Origin of the sequence: Arenibacter algicola (genome assembly GCF_018860365.1) — a bacterium.
Classification (GTDB): domain Bacteria; phylum Bacteroidota; class Bacteroidia; order Flavobacteriales; family Flavobacteriaceae; genus Arenibacter; species Arenibacter algicola_B.
The window spans coordinates 506,085-521,868 of sequence record NZ_JAHKPO010000013.1 but is presented as its reverse complement, the minus strand read 5'-3'; the positions used below and the strand labels follow the sequence as shown (position 1 = coordinate 521,868).

12 protein-coding genes and 1 tRNA gene are annotated in these 15,784 nt (G+C 39.4%); 7 read left to right on the top strand and 6 right to left on the bottom strand.

The features are described from left to right. Positions 1-17 precede the first annotated feature (17 nt). Positions 18-398 carry a VOC family protein gene (locus tag KO529_RS10885; RefSeq protein WP_215947892.1) on the top strand — a complete coding sequence of 127 codons (381 nt, stop codon included), beginning with the start codon at positions 18-20 and terminating at the stop codon, positions 396-398. Positions 399-423: 25 nt separating this feature from the next. On the opposite strand, the gene KO529_RS10880 is transcribed toward KO529_RS10885, so the two are convergent. Together KO529_RS10880 and KO529_RS10875 are read right to left on the bottom strand one after the other, a co-directional pair. Next, entirely contained in the window at positions 424-1,743 is a 1,320-nt protein-coding gene (locus KO529_RS10880; protein ID WP_215947891.1) for an HTTM domain-containing protein, read from the bottom strand. Next, positions 1,744-2,670: a bifunctional riboflavin kinase/FAD synthetase gene (locus tag KO529_RS10875; protein WP_215947890.1), complete on the bottom strand. Its 927-nt coding sequence runs from the start codon at positions 2,668-2,670 to the stop codon at positions 1,744-1,746. 52 nt (positions 2,671-2,722) lie between these two features. On the opposite strand from KO529_RS10875, the gene KO529_RS10870 reads away from it, so the two are divergent. Together KO529_RS10870 and KO529_RS10865 are read left to right on the top strand one after the other, a co-directional pair. Continuing rightward, positions 2,723-6,496, top strand: coding sequence for a reprolysin-like metallopeptidase (locus KO529_RS10870; protein WP_215947889.1), 3,774 nt, complete (start codon positions 2,723-2,725; stop codon positions 6,494-6,496). A gap of 4 nt (positions 6,497-6,500) precedes the next feature. Next, positions 6,501-7,184, top strand: coding sequence for a hypothetical protein (locus KO529_RS10865; protein WP_215947888.1), 684 nt, complete (start codon positions 6,501-6,503; stop codon positions 7,182-7,184). A gap of 6 nt (positions 7,185-7,190) precedes the next feature. Here KO529_RS10865 and pth read toward each other — a convergent pair whose 3' ends face one another. The 3 genes from pth to KO529_RS10850 form a co-directional block, all read right to left on the bottom strand. After that, positions 7,191-7,820, bottom strand: a complete 630-nt coding sequence (pth, locus tag KO529_RS10860; RefSeq protein WP_215947887.1) for an aminoacyl-tRNA hydrolase — start codon at positions 7,818-7,820, stop codon at positions 7,191-7,193. Positions 7,821-7,899: 79 nt separating this feature from the next. After that, entirely contained in the window at positions 7,900-8,532 is a 633-nt protein-coding gene (locus tag KO529_RS10855; protein ID WP_215947886.1) for a 50S ribosomal protein L25/general stress protein Ctc, read from the bottom strand. Between the two features lie 45 nt (positions 8,533-8,577). Beyond that, complete coding sequence (locus tag KO529_RS10850; RefSeq protein ID WP_215947885.1) at positions 8,578-9,519, bottom strand: ribose-phosphate pyrophosphokinase; 942 nt, start codon at positions 9,517-9,519, stop codon at positions 8,578-8,580. Between the two features lie 186 nt (positions 9,520-9,705). Between KO529_RS10850 and KO529_RS10845 the strand changes: the two genes are divergently transcribed. The 3 genes from KO529_RS10845 (at position 9,706) to KO529_RS10835 (ending at position 12,669) form a co-directional block, all read left to right on the top strand. Then, a tRNA-Leu gene (locus tag KO529_RS10845) sits at positions 9,706-9,785 on the top strand. Between the two features lie 575 nt (positions 9,786-10,360). Continuing rightward, positions 10,361-11,419, top strand: coding sequence for a serine hydrolase domain-containing protein (locus KO529_RS10840; protein WP_215947884.1), 1,059 nt, complete (start codon positions 10,361-10,363; stop codon positions 11,417-11,419). A 368-nt stretch (positions 11,420-11,787) separates the two neighbouring features. Next, on the top strand, positions 11,788-12,669 hold the full coding sequence (locus KO529_RS10835) for a TraB/GumN family protein (RefSeq protein ID WP_110355095.1): 882 nt from the start codon (positions 11,788-11,790) through the stop codon (positions 12,667-12,669). An 871-nt stretch (positions 12,670-13,540) separates the two neighbouring features. Here KO529_RS10835 and KO529_RS10830 read toward each other — a convergent pair. After that, complete coding sequence (locus KO529_RS10830; RefSeq protein ID WP_375334780.1) at positions 13,541-14,653, bottom strand: ISAs1 family transposase; 1,113 nt, start codon at positions 14,651-14,653, stop codon at positions 13,541-13,543. Between the two features lie 276 nt (positions 14,654-14,929). On the opposite strand from KO529_RS10830, the gene KO529_RS10825 reads away from it, so the two are divergent. Beyond that, the gene (locus tag KO529_RS10825) at positions 14,930-15,151 is read left to right on the top strand and encodes a hypothetical protein (RefSeq protein WP_085496254.1); all 222 of its coding nucleotides are present in this window, start codon (positions 14,930-14,932) and stop codon (positions 15,149-15,151) included. Positions 15,152-15,784: the final 633 nt, after the last annotated feature.

The window sequence follows — 15,784 nt, the reverse complement described above, 5'->3', positions numbered from 1 at the left end:
TAGCAAAATTAAATTTCATGGTTTTTGAACACATCGCCTTGAACGTAAAAAACATCAAGGACATTAAGGAATGGTATGTTGCCAATGTGGGATTAAAAGTAGTTTTTGAACAAACTGAAGCTCCTTTCATGACCTTTTTGGAAGATTCAACGGGACGTGTAATCCTAGAACTTTACCATAGACCTGATGAAGAAATTACAGATTTTAAAACAAAGCATCCTCTAACTTTTCATATGGCATTTGTGTCCAAAAATGCCGAAAAAGATAAGATAAGGCTATTGGATAAAGGAGCCTGTTTTGTTGAGGAAATAACAAAGGAAGACGGCAGCCATTTGGTAATGCTTCGTGACCCATGGGGCATGCCCCTGCAACTTTGCCATAGGGCCAAACCATTTTAGAAAGCCATAGGGCAATCCTATTCCACTAATTTTTGGATGGGGAAGGCAAAATCCAATCGTTATGCCCAAAATAGTTCCAGGACACATTGCCAAGGTCTATTTTTGGGTCTATAAATTCTTGATACGGTTTTCCATTTACACTCACCCTGGAATTTACAAAAACCGAGATGTCCTCCCCTTTTTCATTGTATTCCCGTTTTAAGCGTTGGGCAAACTGCCACATAAAATCCGGATAGGATTTAATTTTACTTTTCTGTCCCCTTGTTAAATAATCGTCCAAATTTACCAGATAGGAATTCCCGTTGGTATGGTTCACTATTCTAAAAGTAGTAATTCCGGTCCTACTCCGCAACATCATTCTCCAACTCAACCTATGCCCCTCTTCTGTCCATAACACATCGTCCTTTATAAAATAATGACGGATCGGCAGGGCCAATTGGATCAAAAAATAAAGGGACAAAATTCCCAAAACCAATTCTCTTTGGGGCGGAACAATAATGGCACCTCCTTGGTAGGGTGCCTTCTTTTTAAAAAACAATTTCCGGATGGTTTCCGGTTCAAAAAAGAATACCGTAAACGCCAATGCCAAATAAGGAAAAATTCCGATTTGAAAGACTATGGAATTGAACAAATGAAAGAATATGGAAGCAAAAAAAGCCCATTTACGGGTCGGTTTCCACAAGAGAGCTGGTACAATCAAAAAATCGAAAAGAATACCCGAAACACCAACTACCCTATGTACCAAAGGTTCCTGAAGAAGGCCCCCAATGATGGGATAGGACTTTTTATTTTTAAACAGAATCTCTATAATACTGAAATCCAACCAATCACCATACATCTTGGCCAAGGAGGCATAAGTGTAGACAATGAACAACTGAAAAACAATTGCCCATTTGATATAGGCGGACATGTGATTGGCCTTTATGGAAGGGTTTCTCTTGGCATCCAGAGAATAATCCCTGTTTGCCGGTAAAAAAGTCATTATCAGCGCAATCAATACCAGCAGGTAATAATGATTATTGTAGGCTGTTTTTTGCATAAGGTAAACGCCGGTCCAGAGCAGGGCAAAGGCCGCAGCGCTAAATCGGTACCTATAACCCAGCGCTATACAAATCCCCAGGGTGCCCATTGCAATAAAATACAAATACATGCCTATTCCGGGCAATGGCTGCAACCAGTCGAAACCAATAAAATTAAAGGTAAATTCCGGATCTATCAGATTTTTCCTGACCCAACCCGTGGCAATGGCCCCATAGCATTCCAGGCTTACCAAAATGCCAAAAAATACCCTGAATATTAGAAGCGGACTATTATCGATTTGCTTAAAAAGAAACCGATCCAACATTTACTTGGAAATTATGGAAAGGGAGGTCTCCCGATCTTTTTTCAATTGCGCCTGTAGGCCTTCCAAGGAATTGAACTTTTTCTCATCCCTTAAACGATCAATAATGTCGATCTGAATTTTTTTTCCATAAAGGTCCTGGTCAAAATCGAAGAAATTAATTTCTATGCTTTTTGTCTTGCCCTCCACGGTAGGATTAAAACCGATATTCATCATTCCAAATACCGTTTTGTCCTCTATTACACTGCTCACCACATAGACCCCGTTCTTGGGAATTAGCTTGTATTCCTCCGGAATGGATAAATTGGCAGTTGGAAAGTTTAATTTTCTACCTATTCCTTTTCCTTTTACAATGCTCCCTGTTAGCATATAATTATATCCCAAATACATATTGGCCGTTTTCATGTCCCCCTCTTCCAAGGCTTTCCTGATTTTGGTGGAACTAACGGAAACATCATCCACTTCTTGGGCGGATATCTCTTCCACCTCAAAGTCCAACGCATTTCCAAATGCCATTAGATCATTTATGTTGGCATTCCTATTTCTGCCAAACCTATGGTCGTAACCTATAATAATTTTTTTGGTCTTTAAATCATTGACCAAAATATCCCTAACGAACTGTGTTGCCGATAAGCGGGAAAATTCTTTGGTAAAAGGATGTACAATTAAATAATCGATTCCTAATTCCTCCAAAATTTTGATCTTCTCATCAATGGTATTTAAAAGTTTGATAGAGACATCTTTTTGTAGCACCATCCTGGGATGTGGGAAAAAAGTAAGTACCGTAGATTTCAACTCCAGTACTTTGGCATTATTTATGAGACGTTCCAATATTTTACGGTGACCAATATGCACACCATCAAAAGTGCCAATAGTAATGGCAGTAGGGTGCGCTTTATCGTAATTGGAGATGCTTTGAACTGTTATCACAAATTCGAATAATAAAAAAACTTATCTTTGAGTTTGTACAAAAACCCGCTTGATGGTTGTAAAATTACGTCTTGTTTTTTCAATATCCATATTTTTTCTTTGCTATTGCGGATTTGGGCAAGCTAATTATTGGCAAAAAACCGATTCTAGGAGCAAGAAGTCCCAAAGGCAATCGGAGAATTTGGAGATAAATCACGGCCTTACTTTTTCTTTGAAAAAAGATGTTTTTGTCAATGAACTAAAGGCGACGAAAATCCAAAAGTCTTCAAAAATAGTGAGTTTTCCAGACGAAGACGGGGACTTGATACCATTCGTTGTTCAAGAAGCTTCCGTACTTTCTCCAGAACTTTCCAAGAAATACCCCCAGATAAAGTCATATGTCGGTAGAGGTTTAAAGAATGAAAAGGACAGGGTAAGATTTAGTGTTTCCCAAAACGGCATACAAAGCATGATCGTGTACGGTGAAAGCAAAAATGCCACCTACATGCAAAAAGTATCGGATTCCGAAAATGAATATATAGTGTACAATAGGAAAGACACCTATATGATGAACACCAATTTCATTTGCGAGACCACTTCCATTATCGAAAAGGACAAAGGACCCTCCGCTTTAAAATTGGTAGATGGCCAAGTATTAAGAAAATTCAGGGTGGCCATCTCGGCTACAGGAGAGTATACCGAGTTCCACGGCGGAACCGTTCCGGATGCCCTAGCGGCCATAAATGCTACCATTACACGGGTAAATGAAATATTTGAAACCGATTTGGGAATTAGTTTAGAGATTGTTGCCAATACCGATCAGGTAATCTACACGGACAAGGACACTGATCCCTATGGAACAAATCTTAATTCTGAAGTACAAAATACCTTAACGACGGTTATTGGTGCTGATAATTACGATGTAGGCCATTTGTTTCAAAAGGACGAAAATGGAGGGAATGCCGGATTTATTGCCTCTGTTTGTATAGATTCCAGAAAAGGGAGCGCCTATTCCTCTGCCTTAATTCCTCAAGGGGACATTTTTGACCTGGATTTTGTAGCACATGAAATGGGACATCAGTTTGGCGCCAACCACACCTGGTCCTTTGAATCCGAAGGAACTCTGGTACAGGCCGAACCAGGAAGCGGTACAACAATTATGGGATATGCAGGTATTTCCGGCAATAATAATGTGGCCTTGAATGGAGATGACTATTTTCATTACTACAGCATCTTTCAGATATTGGAATATATAAAAACTACGAGTTGTGCCCAGGAAATCTCCTTACTCAACAATCCACCCGAAATAGTGCCCACCGGCAACTTTACCATTCCAAAATCTACTGCCTTTAGGCTTAAAGGGAATGCAACGGATTTGGATGAAGATGATATACTTACATACAATTGGGAACAAATAAATGACGGCATAGTAACCCATAATACCTTTGGGCCAACAAATCTCAGTGGAGCCAATTTTAGATCCCTAAAGCCAACGGTAACACCAACCAGATATTTTCCCAGGCTAAGCAGCATCGTATCGGGCAATCTTACCCAAACCAATCCCAATGTAAATACCACTTGGGAAACCGTTTCCGCTGTAGAACGTGAACTGGACTTTGCCCTAACTGTCAGGGACAATTCCCTTGGTGGAGGACAGGTTACATCGGACTTGGTCAAAGTTATGGTCATAGACAATGCAGGGCCCTTTGTGATAACGTCACAATCCACCAATGAGATTTATACGGCAGGTACTCGACAAGAAGTTGTCTGGGATGTAGCAAAAACAAATCAGGGTCCGGTAAACGCTCAAAAAGTAGACATCTATTTTTCCGCCAATGGAGGCGCTTCCTTTCCCATAAAATTAGCGGATAGCGTACCCAATGACGGACAACAGGACATATTGATCCCTGGATTTGCCACTCCTACAGGCCGAATAATGGTCAGCGCACACGACAATATCTTCTTAGCGGTAAACGCTTCCAATTTTACGATAACACCATCAGATATAGTATTGAACTTCGCCCAATTGCAGCATGAAGTTTGCCAAGGAAATGATTTAATTGTGCCCTTCAACTACCAAACATATAATGGTTTTTCCGAGGAGGCCACCTTTTCTGCCACTGGTATGCCCCCAGGATTGACGGTCGATTTTTCGCCTACCTCCACCATAGTGAACGACACTCTGGTGAATATTACCTTTTCCAATACGGATTTGGTAACTCCCGGCAATTACCCCATAAGCATAGTGGCCACTTCAGAAAATGCCACCAAGGAAGTTGTAATAGATGTGAAAATATTGGAAACTGCATTTACGGATGTGGTCCTGCAATTGCCCACCAATGGCTCTACAAGTGCACGTATAACATCACAATTGGAATGGGAATCCAATTCCTCTTATACCTCCTATGATGTTGAGATTGCCGATGACGCAGCCTTCACCAATATTATTGATTCGGCCACTGTTATTTTCAACTACTATTTAGCCACCGATCTCGCAGAGGAAACCACTTATTATTGGCACGTTAAACCCAAAAATAGTTGTGGAGAGGGAACCTTTGGCCCGGCCTTTAGCTTTACTACCTTGGAACTAAACTGTACTTTGGAATCAGCCAAAGATTTGCCCATTACCATATCAACAACCGGGGCACCCACAATAACTTCCACCATTACCCTTTTGAACGACCTGCCTGTGGCCGATATAAATGTTAATTTGGATCTGACCCATTCCTTTCTTGCCGATCTGGAAGTAACCCTTATATCCCCTGCCGGCACTCGGGTAATTCTCGTATCCAATTCCTGTGGAGGAAATCAGGATATACTGGCGACATTTGATGATAGCGCAGAAGGATTCATATGCGGAACAACTCCGGCCATACAGGGCACCGTAAGGCCCTTAGGCTCTTTGACAGCTTTTAACGGGGAATCTACCTATGGGGATTGGATATTGGAGGTCAAGGACATTGCGGCCTCGGATGGAGGATCCTTAAATGGGTTTTCTATGGATATTTGTGTAGAAGGCACCTTTAGGGCAGATGAGGATAAAGATGGTGTTTTTGATGATGGCGACGATCTATGCCTAAACACGCCCATGGGGGCTACGGTGGATTTAAACGGATGTGCCGTTTATATTTTGCCTGCGGATAATTTTGAAGTGGAAATCAACAGTGAATCCTGTAGCAATCAAAATAATGGTTCTATACGTATCGTAGCCGGCATCAATATGGACTACGACCTTACACTTATCGGTAATGGAATAAATGAGAGCAATAATTTTACCAATTTCTTATTTAAAGAAGGCCTTGCAGCCGGTACTTATGAAATATGTATTATTGGAACGGAAGATGACAAGGTATACGAACCCTATTGTTTTCAAGCCATCATTACAGAACCTCCACCTTTAACCGTTACTTCCAAGCTCACCGCCTCGGGGAACCAGGCCATATTGAACCTGGAAGGTGGTGATTTGTACAATGTTGAGTTAAATGGTATTGTTACGCAAACCAAATCTTCCAGCCTTACATTGGACCTTAAACAAGGTTCCAATCAAATTAAGGTGTCGACCAATCTGCCATGTCAAGGTGTCTTCGAAGAACAATTGTTTCTTATGGACGAACCTTTGGTGTTCCCCAACCCCTTTGAGGAGGAAGTCAATATTTTAATCAATAATGGACCGGATACCGTAAATGCCCAAATTTTTAATTATGCAGGGCAATTGATAAGCCATAAGGATTATACCCTGAATAGTAATGAAATTAGAATTAATTTTACTGGCTTGCCCTCGGGTATCTATATCCTTAAGGTAAAGGGAGAAGGTATAAATAGTAATTTTAAGGTAGTAAAAAAATAGACGGATGAAACCAATAGCCATAATTTTATGTTTTTTGGCCCTAGTGGGATGCGGAGGGAAAGACTCTCCCAAACCACCCTTGTCTGCCCAGCTGGTCTTTCCGCAAAAAAACTCGGAATGCACAACCGGCATAAACGTAACTGGAACCAACAATTCTACGGTACAATTTAGATGGCAAACATCGGACCACACGGAATCCTATGAATTAAGGGCTACCAATTTGAATACCAACACTACACAAACCATTGTGGTTAGCGGCACTTCGGCAAATTTGAATATTGAAAGGGGAGCCCCATATTCTTGGTTGGTAGTTTCCAAAAACACCAAAGTTTCGGAAACGGCACGTAGTGAAACATGGCGGTTTTTTAATGCGGGTGTAGAAACCACCCATGCACCTTTTCCCGCAGAGGTTATATCTCCCAAAACAGGAGCGAACATAGCCAGGGATATCAATAATGAGGTTCGTTTGGAATGGGAGGGCGCAGATGTGGATAATGATCTGGAAGGATACCAGGTATACTTTTCAACCGAAAGCCCACCAACTACTCTAATAAGCACACTAACGTCCGGGAAATCCGATCTAAAGGTAAGTGTTGAAGCCAACACCGTTTATTACTGGAGAATAATTACCATGGATAGGGAAGGAAACACCGCTACAAATAGCATTTCCGAGTTTAAAGTACGCTAACAGCTGTTAGGTTCCGTTGTATTCGTTCATTGTCCTATTTACACCAGAAAGCACAAATGAACGGATAAGGGCATTGACTCTTTCATATCGTTCAACCAAGGCTTCCTTTTCCTCTTGGTTCCATTCTCCCAAGACATAATCTATTTGTTTGCCTTTTCCAAAATCGGATCCAACGCCAAATCTCAATCTATTGTAATTGGTAGTAAGAAGATACTGCTGAACATCCTTCAATCCATTATGGCCTCCATCACTTCCTTTGGTCTTTAAACGGATGGTTCCGAAAGAAAGATTAATATCATCTGTGATGATAAGCACATTTTCAAGAGGGATATTCTCCTTGTCCATCCAATATTTTACAGCTTTTCCACTTCTGTTCATATAGGTAGATGGTTTAAGACATAATATACTTCTACCCTTGACCTTAAAAGTGCCCACATCTCCCAACTTTGCCGTTTCAAAGGTAAAATCTTCCTCTGTGGATAGGGAATCCAATATTTTAAAACCAATATTATGACGGGTTTCAACGTATTCCTCCCCAATATTACCCAGTCCTACAACTAAAAATTTCTTCATGGCGTCTTTTTCATCCAACCATGTCCCCTTCAATTTAAAAAAAGATTCTAAAAACTGGAACATAGCACTAATTTTGAAATTGATAAAAATACAAAAGCATCCCGCAGATACGGGATGCTTTTACACTTATTTTAGATAAAATCTATTCGTTACCGCCTTCAGCTGGTGCTTCTGCAGCAGCTTCTGCTCCTTCTTCTCCTTCTTCATCCTCTTCATCTGTCAAGACTGCATTACGTGCAGCTTTAACCTGAACAACCACAGTGTTTTCTGGGTGAAGGATAGTAAACTCATCTTTCAACAATGTAGATACGGAAATATTTCCTCCGATTTTCAATTTAGAGATATCCACATCAAAGAAATCTGGCAAATTGTCTGGCAATGCCTTAATAGCAAGCTTTCTTTTTCTGAACAATAATCTACCACCATTTCTAACCCCTGGAGAGTTACCCAACAACCTTACTGGAATGTCCATAGTAACTTCTTTATCCTTGAACAACTGATAAAAGTCTACATGTAAAATACTATCGGTTACAGGGTGAAATTGAATATCCTGCATTACCGCATCGTACTTTTTACCATCTTCCAAATCAACCACAACAGTGTGTGCGTTTGGAGTGTACACTAAATCCTTGAACGATAGTTCTTCTGCTGCAAAGTGTAATGGTTTTTCCCCTCCGTAAATAACGCAAGGAACCTTTCCAGCATTACGTAAGGCCTTTGTTGCTTTTTTGCCCACGCTTTCTCTTTCTGATCCTTTAATTGTAATTGACTTCATTGTATTTATTAAATATTAATTAAATTACTTTCTTATAATATACTTCTACATTAGAAACTTGGAACTAATTGAAGTATTGTGATGTACCCTGTGCATTACATCGGCAAACAATTCGGCACAGCTTATTACCCTTATTTTTTTGCTTTCCTTTTTTAATGGAATGGAATCGGTTACAATAAGTTCCGATAATTTTGACTTTTCAATTTTCTCATATGCATCGCCTGATAGTAGTGCATGTGTGGTAATTGCCCTTACACTTACAGCTCCCCTGGCCATCATTAAATCTGCCGCTTTGGTCAAAGTTCCGGCCGTATCGACCATGTCATCCACCAAAACTACATTTTTCCCCTCTACATCACCAATAAGTTCCATATGCGAAATTACATTGGCCTGTGCCCTTTGTTTGTAACAAATAACAACATCGCAACCAAGCGCCTTAGAATAGGCATAGGCCCTTTTGGATCCACCCATATCCGGTGAGGCTATGGTTAGGTCTTTAAGGTTAAGACTGTCCAAATAGGGTAAAAACAAAGTGGACGCAAATAAATGGTCTACCGGCTTTTCAAAAAAGCCTTGTATTTGATCGGCATGCAGGTCCATTGTAATAATGCGTGTAGCACCTGCTGCCTCCAACATTTTGGCTACCAATTTGGCAGCTATCGGAACCCTAGGCTTGTCTTTTCTATCCTGTCTGGCCCAGCCAAAATAAGGCATTACTGCAGTTATGTGCCTTGCAGACGCCCTTTTTGCTGCATCCAACATCAACAACATTTCCATTAAGTTTTCAGGACCAGGATTCGTAGAACCAATAATAAATACACGCATACCACGTATAGATTCCTCAAATGATGGCTGAAACTCTCCATCGCTGTATCTGGAAAAAATAACATTGCCTAAATTGGAACCAAAGTGTTCCGCTATTTTTTCGGATAGCTTGGTACTTTGGGTACAGGTAAAAATTTTAGGCTCCGGTACTTGATATGGCATTGTTAATGTATTGTTTATTAGTTTATTGGAACTCCTTTTCATAAGGAGGTGCAAATTTAGAAATTAATTTGGGTTGCTAAAGTATAAATGTTGTTATTTTTTTGGTGATATAAAGAAAATATTTTTTAGTTTTGCAGTCTCAAATGAATCAGAGGTTATAAAAAACAGCTGAGAAAATTGAAATTTGCTCGAGTGGCGGAACTGGTAGACGCGCTGGATTCAAAATCCAGTTCTTCGGAGTGCGGGTTCGATTCCCGCCTCGAGTACTTAAAGGCCTTGACAGAAATGTTGAGGCCTTTTTTATTGCCCAGGTACAACATAGGTACAACAATTTAACGGATCAGGAACAATTGTTGTGTTTATGCAAATATTCTTATGGAAAAAAAATAGCTTCATAAAGACACTGCATTTTGGCTTCGTTTTCCGCAAGCGTATTTTTGCCGTCCATGAAAGGTAAAAAGGGACTTTAAACGGAGCTATTTTGTCGCGCCAAAAAGGGGTGGATCCAGCCTATTTGCATTTACGGCCTATCTATGGACTAACTATGGCCTATCTATGGCCTATCTATGGAGTATCTATGGACTATCTATGGCCTATCTATGGACTATCTATGGAGTTTGACCCGTCTTTTATCCCCGGACAAGACACACAAGACACTGGGCTTATATTAATCCTATAATGTTGTAAATATTTAAGACACTGCATTGTACCGAAAATGAAATAATGACAAGAATTTATATTTTTTGCCAAATTGTAACTTTTGATTGCACAAGGTAGTCTAACAGACATAAGGCCGAAATCGACAGAATTTGCCGTCTATCCCGGACTAACTTAACATCATATGAAACATATTGTATCTTTTCTGGTCACCATTTTGCTAAGCCAATATACAGTAGCTCAAGATAAACAGCTCGAATCATTTGTTCAATCGTACGCTTCCGAAAACAATTTTAATGGCACGGTATTGGTCGAAAAAGATTCAACCATACTCTACCATAATAGTTTTGGTATTGCCGACCGAAGGTTTAACCTGCCAGTAAATAATGAGACCGTTTACAAAGTTGCTTCAATAACAAAAGCTTTTACCGCCGTTTTAATACTTCAACTTCGGGAACAGGGAAAACTCGATTTAAATAAACCGATCAAGAACTATTTACCAGACTATCCGGATAAAGTAAGTCTTAGGGTAACTCCGCACCAACTTCTTAACCATACTTCTGGCATCGTTTTAATAGACACTGTTTCAAGTTTGGAAAATGCAATGAAATATGGATTGGGACTTTATTCAACACCAAACACGTCGGACGAACTTTTGAAAAGTTTTGTCAATGATTCCCTTGTTAATGAACCTGGGACAACATTCAATTACAACAATGCAGAATACATTTTACTAGGAAAAATCATTGAGGAACTTTATCAGAAAACTTTTGAACAGGTACTAAAAGAAAAGATTCTAGAGCCCTTAGGCATGACCAATTCAGGAATGGCCCAAGAAAAGAAGATTATCAAAAACTTGGCAAGTACCTATTTTACAGAAAAGAATCCAGATTCCTTGATAAACGATATTCCAATTTTTATCGAAAACTGGTATGCAGCTGGAGCAATGTATTCCTCTCCTACCGATTTACTTATTTTTTCAAACGCCTTGTTTGGACTTAAACTGATCAATAAAGAAAGTCTGGATTTAATGCTAACGCCGGGGCTTGATGACTATGGGTATGGTGTATGGGTTAGGGGGGATGGAGATGAAAAAGCAATGGAACGCTATGGAAGAATAATGGGCTCGAATGCTGTATGGATACGGTTCTTAAATAAATCAACAACAATCATTATTCTTAGCAATACCAATATGACCGATTTGGGGGAGTTTGCGACAGCACTAGAAAAAAACATCCGTTAAAAAAGCGATGATAAAAGCGGCCTTTTAGAACCGTTTGGATATTCTGGAGCATGCTGACCCCACAAGAGTTTTAATGCCAGCCCTTCCGTTTTAACCTATGTCACTTAAATAAAGCAAAGCAAAAATTTCCTTGAGTATAAACCAAAAAGCCCTAAATTGGAAGAATTAAAAAGGATCCAAAGTAAATAGCAAGGATAGCGCAAAACCGACACCGCATAGTTCAACGGTGTATCCCCAAAAAAAATTACGCCCTTGGCCTATATGTTGTGTGCCCCTTATCTACAATGGAGATGCTTTTATGTTTTAATTCTTGGTATGGAAATACAATAACCAATTACTGTATTCGTATGTTGGCGGTAATTTAAAAAATGACAAATAGAAAAATCACCATAGTACTATTTTTAATATTGACTTCAACTTTTCTGTTGGGTCAAAATGTAAATGATACGCTAAGGGTTAAAACAATTCTTTTTAAAATAACTAGCCAAAATTCCAGTAAGACATCATACCTTTTCGGAACCCATCATGCTTTTGGGAAATCATTTTTCGACTCCTTGACAAAAGCTAACCAAGCCTTGGAATCCTGTGATTTATTGATAAAAGAAAACTTAAATATACCAGGGAAAATGGCTGAGGATATTATTAATCAAAGAACAGCAGAAACCAAGTGGGATAAATATTTGGGCAAAAACGAATTGAGTTTCATTGAAAACCTCTTCGCGACAAGTCCTACTGATTTTAACAAGATGACACCCACGGAAATGTATGTTTTTCTAAACAGACATTTCAAACAACAGCTATGCTTAAACAAAAGCGTTAACGACACCTCTCTTTCCTTAGATGACTATATAAGTTTCAGGGCAACAGAACAAAATATAGAATTGTACGGGCTTGAAACGACCAAAGAACAAATAGACTTAGTTAATAAAGATGTTGAGGGAATGCCAAGAAGGTCGCACAAGAGGAGGCTTGCAAATATTATTAATAAAATTAGAACAAGAAACACTGATGAATGCAGTGAAACTGATTGGTATGCAAAAATGGAGATTGACTATCAACTGAATACAACTTGCGGAAATACTCTTATACTAACGGATAGAAACAACAAATGGATTAAGAAAATCGAGGAATTCCTTGAAACTGAAAATTGCTTTATTGCGGTTGGATTAAGCCACCTGATGTACGAATGTGGATTGATAAACCAATTAAAGGAGCTTGGATATACCATGACTCCAATAGAGGTAAAATAAAAACCATGCCAATAACTAAACCTCTCTGTGGGCAGTACTACCTGTCCCGCATATTTTGCGGGAACCAAACATGGACACCGAGTTGACTGAACCCGGATCCCCTTTTTTCCTTACAATATGGCGACCCAATTCATAATATTTCCCGGCTATTAATGCCACCCATCCCGTTTTAAATTGCGCCACTTTTTACCTAAAACAAGAAAAAAATCCCCGTTGGCGCGGGCCTGCCTTTGGCGGACAGACCCGTACCTCTAATTAACTTGGCCAGAGCGTATTTTGCTGTCCATGATAGGTAAAAAGTGCCTTGAAAAGGAGTTGCTTTAGCGCGCCAAAAAGGGGTGGACCTGGCCTATTTTTATATACGGCCTATCTATGGACTAACTATGGAGTATCTATGGACTATGACCCGTCCTGCATTTCTTTTTCCATATATACCCGGTAAACGTGGTAGAAGACCGATGATTGAAACCTGGGAATATAGCAATGCCGTATTATTTAGTGCAGTTATTTTTATAATTATTTATCCAATTGGATATGTAATCGGAAAGAATAAGTTGGAAAAAAACTCAGATAATTAAGACTCAAAAAGTATCTAATTGAAAAAGAGTACCGGAAGTAACACTAAAGCCAATAACTAAGAAGCGTTCGTGTGGCCGGTACTGCCTGTCCCGCAAATAATGCGGGAGCCAAACATAAAAACCATGTCGTCTAAACCCTAGTCCAGTAATTCTCCTGGCCTGCCAATTCATATTTATACCGTTTATCAGTGCCACCCATTCCGTTTCAATCTGTGCCACTTAAGGTAAAAAAGAAAAAATACTCCAGCTTTTGCTAGGCACATATTAAATGTAAGCTATTACCCAGGGCAAACTCACACTTTTATTCCTAATATTTTGGTCATATAGTTATTGTCATAGGCCGCTTTAAGTCTTTTGCCTTTTAAGCCTTGCTTGGTCTGTTTGTCCTGTCTCAACAGGTTTAAGGCAATTTTGCTCAGTATCGAGAAGTTTTGGGCGGCATTTCCCGCTCTTTTTCTTGATGCATCTTCCGAGAAGGCGACATCCAATACCCAATGTAATTTATTTTCAATTCCCCAATGTAGGCGTATCATTTTCTGGAAGGCCTCCGCACTGTTCTCCAAGCTTGAGATATAATATCGGGTAGCCGTTTCTTTGGATCTTGCACTATTTTTAAACTCCCTGATGCTTTCAATTTTTATGATGCTCTTTAATTTGGTCCATTTATCCGTGTTTTCTATAAAGTCAAAAGTATTGATGACACTACAGCTACGTGTCTCTATTCTACCATGGCCCAGGTCGTCATGGATATGGGTCCCGATAGCTTTGCCAAATCTAAATTCATCTTCGATATCCCGGTGCAACCGCTTTTGATTGTCCTTTACGGCCAAGATGTAATCGGCCCCTTGCCCAACATTGGTCTTGGCAATATGTTCTTGGCAACCCATGGCATCTATGGTGATTACACAGTCTTTTATGGCAATAAGCTCCAAGAGTTTTGGGATGGCGGTAATTTCGTTGGACTTCTCGCAGACCTTGACCTGGCCCAAAACCATGTTGTTGTCACTGGCCCAGGCACTTACCATATGAAAAGGGGACTTCTTTCCATTGGATCTGGCGCCTCTTAGCGTTTTGCCATCAATGGGGATAACCTCGCCATCGGTAAGATCGGCCAATCCCGATACCCAGCCCATAAAGCAGGATTCGAACTGTTCTGGATCTATTGATGAGAATACACGGTTGAAGGTGTCATCGGAAGGTATGCCATTGGGAAGATCCAGGAACGAACGTAAAAAATCCTCTTTTGCCCTGGCGTATGTTTCCATATCTTTCCATGTATCCGCGGCACAGATCACCGAAATTATACCAATAAGAAGGATATCGTCCAATCTGTGAAGCTTGTTTATATCGCTCCTGGGGTCGTCCATCTTGCTGAAAATGGACTTGAAATTGTGGATTGTTTTCAACAACAATCAATTATCAGTACAATATACAAATAATCGACCTAAAAAACAACACTTATTTACTTGAATTACATCTATTTGGATGAAATTTTATTGAAGATGTATTTATTGGAAAGTGTGAGTTTGCCCTGAGCTATTACCTAAGTTTTTTTTTCTTTTATAGTTAATATTTTATTACAAAAAAGTAAGAAATAGTGTATATTAAATAAATAATCTACTAATTTTATTAATGTGTATATACATAAGTAATTTTTATTAATCTTTTAAAAATTTTTAATTATGAAAACAAAAAATTATTTAAAATTATTAGGTGGTTTATTAGTAGCTGTTGTGATGGCGGTTAATTATGTTAACATTAATAGTAGTTCGGCAAATTCTTTTTCTGTTATAGAGGTTAAAGATGCCAAGGCATCTGGCTTTTGTGTTTACAGTGATTGGGATACATGTATTGAAGAGGGTGGTGGTGAATGGTATACACTTTATGATTTTGAAGAAATATAAAAGTCTCATGGATTATTCATTGTTTTACTTTGTACTATCATATTTGTTGTCAAGTTAAGGGGGTTCTGCTAAATTTTATTGATTTATCTCAGATGAATAGACTGTAGTTCAAAGTGTATCCAAGTATGATTTGCTTTAACGTTTTGGAGATATGTTATTTTGCCTCTTGGATTTATTATATCATAGAAGGGGAATTTGGCTTAGATTCAATTGCTATTGAAAGTTTTTGATGGGAGTTTTCCTTCGGGGGTATCCCCGAAGGAAAAATTCCCCAAAAAAGTCAAATAGTTGTGTTAAGAGCTACAAACAAATGACCTTGGAACAAAGGTCTGTTGTTGAGTGGAAGTTGAAAAACGGCCTTAAGAAGATAGATATATTCATAAAACATCCATTGCCGAGTCGTCCCTTTCCCAAGAGCAGGAAAGGAACTAGGGAAGACGGGGCGTTAACAATACCAAAGATACCGAAATAATTGTAGACGAGCGAATGAGGGAAGGACATGTGAAAAAGCGTTTTACGCCCAAGATGTAGCTTTATGAATGGGACAAGCTCTGGAATTACTAATGGTCCCTCTAAGTGATAACAAGTAGTGCACGTCTGAGGGATATAGATATGGTCTGTCGTGAGCGCATC